The sequence below is a fragment of the Nocardiopsis sp. NPDC006938 genome (genome assembly GCF_042869555.1).
In the GTDB taxonomy this organism is placed as follows: Bacteria; Actinomycetota; Actinomycetes; order Streptosporangiales; family Streptosporangiaceae; genus Nocardiopsis.
The window spans coordinates 61,100-68,349 of sequence record NZ_JBIAGA010000022.1 but is presented as its reverse complement, the minus strand read 5'-3'; the positions used below and the strand labels follow the sequence as shown (position 1 = coordinate 68,349).

Genomic DNA, 7,250 nt, shown 5'->3' with positions numbered 1-7,250 from the left:
AGCTTCGTTCGTCCCTGCGGTGTTCGGTCCTCGCGGATTCGAAAGTGCATAGCACCCCTTGAACTGGGGTGTTGCGACGACCACTAGAACCCAAGCAGTGTGACGGCCCCTTCGACGTGTGTCGGGCGGGTTCCCGGGTCAGCCCCCGGCCTTGTTGCCGCGCATGCCCTTGGGCAGCTTCGCGCCCTTGGGCATGGGGCCCTTGGGCATCCGCATCGCGGGCGGCAGGGCCTTGAGCCGGTAGTTCAGCTCGGCGGTGTCGCCCTTGTCCAGGTTGCGCGGCAGCTTGACCAGCGCACGCTGGAGCTTGGAGACCGGGACCTGGTCCTCGCCGTTGCCGACCTTGAAGTCGTAGATGGGCGTGTCGTGGGCCACGCGGGCCACACGCTTCTTCTCACCGGCGATCAGGCCCTTGAGGCGGCCGGGGTCGCCCTCGCCGACCAGGACCACTCCGGGGCGGCCCACCACGCGGTGGACGACGTCCATCTGCTTGTTGGCGGCCACACCGGGCTCGACCACCCAGTTGCCGCGCATGTTCTCCAGGATCGCCATGCCGGCGCCCAGGCGGCCGTCCAGCATCTGGTACTGGACCCTCTGGGCGGAGCGGGTGAACATGATGAAGCCGACCAGGAAGGCGACGGGCAGACCGGTGAGCGGCCAGATGATCCAGGAGCCGGTCCACACGCCCACGCCGACGAAGGCGGCGAAGATCACGAGCGCGACGGCGATCGCGATCGGGATCGTCCGCGGGCTCTGCTTGTGCACGACCTTGGCGACCATGCCGATCTGCTTCAACCGGCCCGGCTGCTTCTCGCCACCCTGACCGGCGGTCGTTTTCTCGGGCTTCTTCGCCATCGTGCTTTCAGGCAGCGCACGCCGAACACTTCGGCGGGGAAGGAGATCCCTGTGCTGCCTTGCCTCCTCTTCGCGGTCGACCTGTGGTGCGGCGCCTTCGGGCGCCGCCAGCTGGGCGCCTTGCAACCCAGGATATGCGTGTGGCCCCCGAGATGCGGAACGGTGGCCCGCGGGCCACCGTTCCAGCTTGGTCACGACTCGGGTGTATCAGCCGTTATGCGTCGCTCGTGGCCTTGGCGGACTCGGCGTCACGCTTCTCGCGAGCCTGCTTGTACAGGGTCCCGGCGCGGTACGACGAACGCACGAGCGGGCCGGACATGACCCCGGCGAAGCCGATCTCCTCGGCCTCCCGGCCCAGCTCCACGAACTCCTGCGGCTTCACCCAGCGGTCGATCGGGTGGTGCAGCTTGGAGGGGCGCAGGTACTGGGTGATGGTCAGCAGGTCGCACCCGGCCTCGTGGAGGTCCCGCATGGCCTCGCTGATCTCCTCGCGGGTCTCGCCCATGCCCAGGATCAGGTTGGACTTGGTGACCAGCCCGTCCTCGCGCGCCTCGGTGATGACCCGCAGCGAACGCTCGTAGCGGAAGCCGGGGCGGATGCGCTTGAAGATGCGCGGCACGGTCTCCACGTTGTGCGCGAGCACCTCGGGGCGTGAACCGAAGACCTCGGCCAGCTGGTCGGGGTCGGCGTTGAAGTCCGGGATCAGCAGCTCGACGCCGGTGCCCGGGTTGAGCTCGTGGATCTTGCGGACCGTCTCGGCGTAGAGCCAGGCGCCGCCGTCCTCCAGGTCGTCACGGGCCACACCGGTGACGGTGGCGTAGCGCAGCTCCATCTTCTTGACGGAGGTGGCGACCTTGGTCGGCTCCATCCGGTCGAGCGCGGTGGGCTTGCCGGTGGCGATCTGGCAGAAGTCGCAGCGCCGGGTGCACTGGTCGCCGCCGATGAGGAACGTGGCCTCCCGGTCCTCCCAGCACTCGTAGATGTTGGGGCAGCCCGCCTCCTGACAGACGGTGTGCAGGCCCTCGCCCTTGACCAGGGACTGGAGCTCGGTGTACTCGGGCCCCATGTGCGCCTTGATCTTGATCCACGGCGGCTTTCTCTCGATGGGGGTCTCGCTGTTGCGCGCCTCAACGCGCAGCAGCTTGCGGCCCTCAGGAGCGATGGTCAACGCGAACCCGTTCCCTTCTGTACCCCGTGTCGGGGCCCCTGGCGCCCCTTGTGGGGGCGGTACGTCCCCTGGGGGACTGGCTCAAGTGTGGTCTGTCATCCGCGGGCGGCGGTGTCGCAGAGCATTCCGGCGCCGTCGGTGTGGCTGTACTCCCGCGCCCCGAGGACGTCGGCCAGGTGCCGTTCGAGGCGCGGTCGCGCGTCGGCGACGGTGACGGAGCGCCCCAGTTCCCTGGTGAGCGAGGTGACCCCCGCGTCGGAGATCCCGCAGGGGACGATCCGGTCGAACCACGACATGTCATTGTCGCAGTTCAACGCCAGACCGTGCATCCCGACCCCGCGTGCGATGCGGCAGCCGATCGCGGCGATCTTGCGTTCGGTCAGTCCGCGTCCCGGGTCGGCGTCCAGCCAGACACCGGTGCGGCCCTCGACCCGGCGGCCTGTGAGGCCGTAGTCGGCCAGGGTGCGGATGATGGCCTCCTCCAGCATGCGGACGTAGGCGATCACGTCGATCGGGTCCGGGAGACGGACGATCGGGTACACCGTCAGCTGGCCCGGGCCGTGCCAGCTGATCTTGCCTCCCCGGTCGATGTCGACCACGGGAGCCCCGGGGTCGGTGATGGGACGATCGGACCTCCCGGTGCGCTTGCCCGCCGTGTAGACGGGCTCGTGTTCCAGGAAGAGGACCGTGTCGGCCACCTCATCGGCGACGCGGCTCTGGTGGAGCCGTCTCTGGAGCTCCCAACCCTGGTGGTACGGGACGGGAGCGTCGCCCAGCCATGCGTAAACGAGATCACTCACACCTCCACCTTACGCCCCGGTGGGAGGGGCGGGTCAGGGCAGGATGTCGGATAGCGCACTGCCCCCACGGGGAGGTCCGGGGGAATACGCGGCACCCCGGCGGCGTTGCCGCCGAACTTTTCTCGGGGTTTTTCCGCGAAAGGACTGCGGGCGGCCCCGGTCTCTTCTAGGTTGTGAGTGGGACATGGAACTCCGCGTCAGCGTGGAGCTACCGTGAGCGACGCACTGTCGGGCTGGCAGTCGCTCGCTGACCCGCAGACCTTTGATGATGGGGATCATCAGGGGATGGTGATTGGTGGGGTAGAAAGACGGGGCGGTGCCGTTCAGGCGCCGCCCCGTCCACCTGTGTCGGCCGCCCGCCCGGCCCCTCAGCCCGGGAAGGGGCGCCGTGCGCGGGCCTCACGCAGCGACAGCGCCCACCACGCCAGCTGGTCCAGCATCTCCTCCACCGCGTCCCGTGCGCCGCCGAGCTCCGGGCCCGGTCCGCTCCCGGCGGCGAACGTCCGCTGGGCGTTGTGCAGACTCACCGAGGTCCGCACCGACGCGGCGTGCAGTTCGGCGAAGACCGCCCGCAGCTGCTCCACGGCGCGCAGACCGCCTGACATCCCCCCGTAGGAGACGAAGGCGACCGGCTTGGCGAACCACTCCTTGCGGGCGGAGTCGATGGCGCTCTTCAGCGGACCCGGGTACCCGTGGTTGTACTCCGGTGTGACCACCACGAACCCGTCGGCGGCCCCGATCCGCGGCGAGAACCCGTCCAGTGGAGTCCCGTGTCCGCCGTCCAGGTCGAGTTCGGACACGTCCAGCACGTCGAGCGCCATGCCCTCACGAGAGGCGGCCAGGGACAGGAACCATCGGGAGACGGCGGTGCCGGTGCGGCCGTTGAGGTTTCCGCCGAGGATGACGGCGATCCGCAGGTCCGGCTGTTGCATGGGGTTCCTCGTCTTCGGGTGGCCGCGGTGGGGATGCCGGGAGGCGCCACCACGATAGGACCTCAAGTGATGTTGAGGTCAAGCCGGGGTGGGGGCACGGTGGGGGCACACGTACCGAAGGCCCGGGCCGGGCACCCGCGAAGGGTGCCCGGCCCGGGCCGGAGCGGTCCTCCCGGTGAGGGGAGGGTCGGGGTCAGGACAGACCCAGCTCGCCCTCGAACGCGCCCTCCTCCAGGCGCTCCTTCACGGTCTGGAGGAAGCGGCCGGCGTCGGCGCTGTCGATCAGACGGTGGTCGTGCGCCATCGACAGGTAGACCATGGAGCGGACCGCGATGACCTCGCCGCCCATCGCCTCGTCCTCGACGACCACGGGACGCTTGACGACCGCGCCGGTCTCCAGGATCGCGACCTGCGGCTGGTTGATGATCGGCGTGCCGAACAGCGCCCCGGTGTGGCCCGTCTCGGAGATCGAGAAGGTGCCGCCGCCCAGCTCGTCCGGGCCGAGCCTGCCCGTGTGGGCGCGCTCGGTCAGGTCGGTCAGGCCGCGGGCCAGGCCGCTCAGCCCCAGCGAACCGGCGTCCTTGACCACGGGAGCGAGCAGGCCGCGCTCGGTGTCCACCGACACGGCCAGGTTCTCGACGTCGTGGTAGGTCACCGTCTGCTCGGCCGCGTTGATCACCGCGTTGACCTTCGGGTGGGCCTTGAGGGCCTCCACGGCGGCCAGCGCGAAGAACGGGAAGAAGCCCAGCTCCACACCCTCGCGCCGGGCGAAGTCGGCGGCGGCCTGGTCGCGCAGGCGCGCGATCTTGCTGACGTCGACCTCGATGACCTGGGTCGTCGTGGCGGAGACGCGCAGCGACTCGACCATGCGGTCGGCGATGGACTTGCGCAGACGGCTCAGCTTCTCGGTGCGGCCCCGCACCGAGGTGTCCGAGGTGACCTTGCGCGGCGCGGGAGCGGACGCGGCCGGACGCCGGGTCTCGGCGGCCTTGAGCACGTCCTGCTTGCGGATGCGGCCGCCCACGCCGGTGCCGGTCACCCGGGCCAGGTCGACGCGGTGCTCGTTGGCGAGCTTGCGGACCAGCGGGGTCACGTACCCCTCGGCCACGGCGTCGGTGCCCGAGGCGCGGCCGGTACCGCTGAGCGTCTCGATGTCCACCGACGGGCTGTCGGCGTCCTGCTCACGTGCGGCGGGAGCAGGCGCGGACTGGGCGGCCGGGGCGGGAGCGGGCTCGCTCTCGGGCGCGGGGGCGGGCTCGGCCGGAGCGGCGGCCGCGGGGGCGGCGCCGGAGCCGCCGCCGATGATCGCGATCTCCGCGCCGATCTCGACGGTCTCGTCCTCCTCGGCGAGGATCTTGGTGAGCACACCGGCCACCGGGGACGGGATCTCGGTGTCCACCTTGTCGGTGGAGATCTCCAGGAGGGGCTCGTCCTCCTCGACGGTGTCGCCGACGCTCTTGAGCCACTGGGTGATGGTGCCCTCGGTGACGCTCTCGCCCAGGGCGGGGATGGTCACGGGGGTGCCGGGGCCGTCGGAGCCGGTGGCGGGCTCGGCGGGAGCGGGCTCGGGCTGGGCGGCGGGGGCCTCGGCGGGCTCCTCGGCCGCCGGGGCGGGCTCCGGCTCGGGCTGGGCGGCCTCGGGCGCGGGCGCCGCGTCGTCGGCGCCGTCACCGTCGCCGCCGATGATCGCGATCTCCGCGCCGATCTCCACGGACTCGTCCTCGTCGACGAGGATCTTGGTGAGCACACCGGCCACCGGGGACGGGATCTCGGTGTCCACCTTGTCGGTGGAGACCTCAAGGAGCGGCTCGTCTACCTCGACGGTGTCGCCCACGTTCTTCAGCCACTGGGTGACGGTCCCCTCGGTGACGCTCTCACCCAGGGCGGGCATGGAAACGGAAGTCGGCATGGATTCCTCGTTGGATCTGGACGCGGTACCTGCCCAGGCCTTGATGGGCAGCGCGGATGTGTGCGGGGGCGGGCCGGTGGGGGCCCGCCCCCGGGGGTGAAGCGGTCAGTCGTGGACGTGGAGCGGCTTGCCCGCGAGCGCGAGGTGCGCCTCGCCCAGCGCCTCCGACTGGCTCGGGTGCGGGTGGATCAGCTGGGCCACCTCGGAGGGCAGGGCCTCCCAGTTGTAGATCAGCTGTCCCTCGGCGATGAGCTCACCGACGCGGCTGCCGACCATGTGGACGCCCAGCACGGGGCCGTCCTTCTCGGCGATGACCTTGACCGCGCCCTGGGTCTGGAGGATCTGGCTCTTGCCGTTCCCCGCCAGGTTGTAGTTCATCTCGACGACGTCGTGACCGCGCTCCTTGGCTACCTTGGTGGTGAGACCGACGGAGGCGACCTCAGGCTCACAGTACGTGACGCGGGGGACACCGTCGTAGTCGATCGCGGGCGGGTTCTGCCCGGCGATGTGCTCGGCGACGAAGATGCCCTCGGCGAAGCCGACGTGGGCGAGCTGGAGGGTCGGGATGAGGTCGCCGACCGCGTAGACGTTGCCCACACCGGTGTGCAGGTTCTCGTCGACCTGGACGAAGCCGCGGTCCAGGGTGATGCCCTGCTCCTCGTAGCCCAGGCCCTCGGAGACGGGGCCGCGGCCGATGGCGACCAGCAGGACCTCGGCCTCCAGGGTCTTGCCGCCCTGGAGGGTGACGACCACGCCGGAGTCGGTGGTCTTGACCGACTCGAACGGGGTGCCGAGCTCGGACTTGATCTTCCGCTTGCGGAAGGCGCGCTCCAGCAGCTTGGAGCTGGACTCCTCCTCGACGGGGACCAGGTGCTTGAGGGCCTCGACGATGGTGACGTCGGCGCCGTAGGACCGCCACACGCTGGCGAACTCCACGCCGATCACGCCGCCGCCCAGGACGATGACGGACTCGGGGACGCGGTTCAGGCCCAGGGCCTGGTCGCTGGTCATGACCTTGTCGCCGTCGATCTCCAGGCCCAGGGTCTTGGGCTGGGAACCGGTCGCCAGGAGGATGTTCTTCCCCTTGTAGACCTTACCGCCGACCGTGACCTCGTCCTTGCCGGTGAGCTTGCCCTCACCCTCGACGACGGTGATCTTGCGGGACTTGATCAGCCCGCTGAGGCCCTTGTGCAGGCCGTTGATGACCTTGTCCTTGTACTGGTGCACCGCGTCGATGTCGATGCCCTCGAAGGTGGCCCGGACACCGAAGTTCTCGCTCTCCTTGGCGGAGTCGGCCACCTCGGCCGAGTGCAGGAGGGCCTTGGTGGGGATGCAGCCGCGGTGCAGGCAGGTGCCACCGAGCTTGTCCTTCTCGATCAGGACGACGTTCATGTCCAGCTCGGCGGCGCGCAGTGCCGCCGCGTAGCCGCCGCTGCCGCCGCCAAGGACGACGAGGTCGAAGGTGCCGCCGCTCTCACTCACGGGAACGAACTCCTAGTTGTGGTGGCTGGTGATGTGGGTGGTGGAAGACCGGGGCCCGTCGCCGCTGGGGCGGTGTGTCGTCGGGTCCCGGGTGCCGGGACGGG

General features: G+C 70.2%; 6 protein-coding genes. All 6 read right to left on the bottom strand.

Features of this window, described 5'->3' with window-relative positions:
- Window positions 1–138: 138 nt before the first annotated feature.
- The 6 genes from ACFYL4_RS24890 to lpdA all read right to left on the bottom strand — a co-directional run bounded on the left by ACFYL4_RS24890 (window position 139) and on the right by lpdA (window position 7,146).
- Window positions 139–855 carry a DUF4191 domain-containing protein gene (locus tag ACFYL4_RS24890; protein WP_387521498.1) on the bottom strand — a complete coding sequence of 239 codons (717 nt, stop codon included), beginning with the start codon at window positions 853–855 and terminating at the stop codon, window positions 139–141.
- A 214-nt stretch (window positions 856–1,069) separates the two neighbouring features.
- The gene (lipA, locus tag ACFYL4_RS24885) at window positions 1,070–2,023 is read right to left on the bottom strand and encodes a lipoyl synthase (protein WP_357768032.1); all 954 of its coding nucleotides are present in this window, start codon (window positions 2,021–2,023) and stop codon (window positions 1,070–1,072) included.
- Between the two features lie 95 nt (window positions 2,024–2,118).
- Window positions 2,119–2,823 (bottom strand): lipoyl(octanoyl) transferase LipB, encoded by a 705-nt coding sequence (lipB, locus tag ACFYL4_RS24880; RefSeq protein WP_357768034.1) that lies wholly within the window; start codon window positions 2,821–2,823, stop codon window positions 2,119–2,121.
- Between the two features lie 368 nt (window positions 2,824–3,191).
- Entirely contained in the window at window positions 3,192–3,755 is a 564-nt protein-coding gene (locus ACFYL4_RS24875) for an NAD(P)H-dependent oxidoreductase (protein WP_357768037.1), read from the bottom strand.
- A 193-nt stretch (window positions 3,756–3,948) separates the two neighbouring features.
- Complete coding sequence (gene sucB / locus ACFYL4_RS24870; RefSeq protein ID WP_387521495.1) at window positions 3,949–5,664, bottom strand: 2-oxoglutarate dehydrogenase, E2 component, dihydrolipoamide succinyltransferase; 1,716 nt, start codon at window positions 5,662–5,664, stop codon at window positions 3,949–3,951.
- 105 nt (window positions 5,665–5,769) lie between these two features.
- The gene (lpdA, locus tag ACFYL4_RS24865) at window positions 5,770–7,146 is read right to left on the bottom strand and encodes a dihydrolipoyl dehydrogenase (protein WP_387521494.1); all 1,377 of its coding nucleotides are present in this window, start codon (window positions 7,144–7,146) and stop codon (window positions 5,770–5,772) included.
- Window positions 7,147–7,250 lie beyond the last annotated feature (104 nt).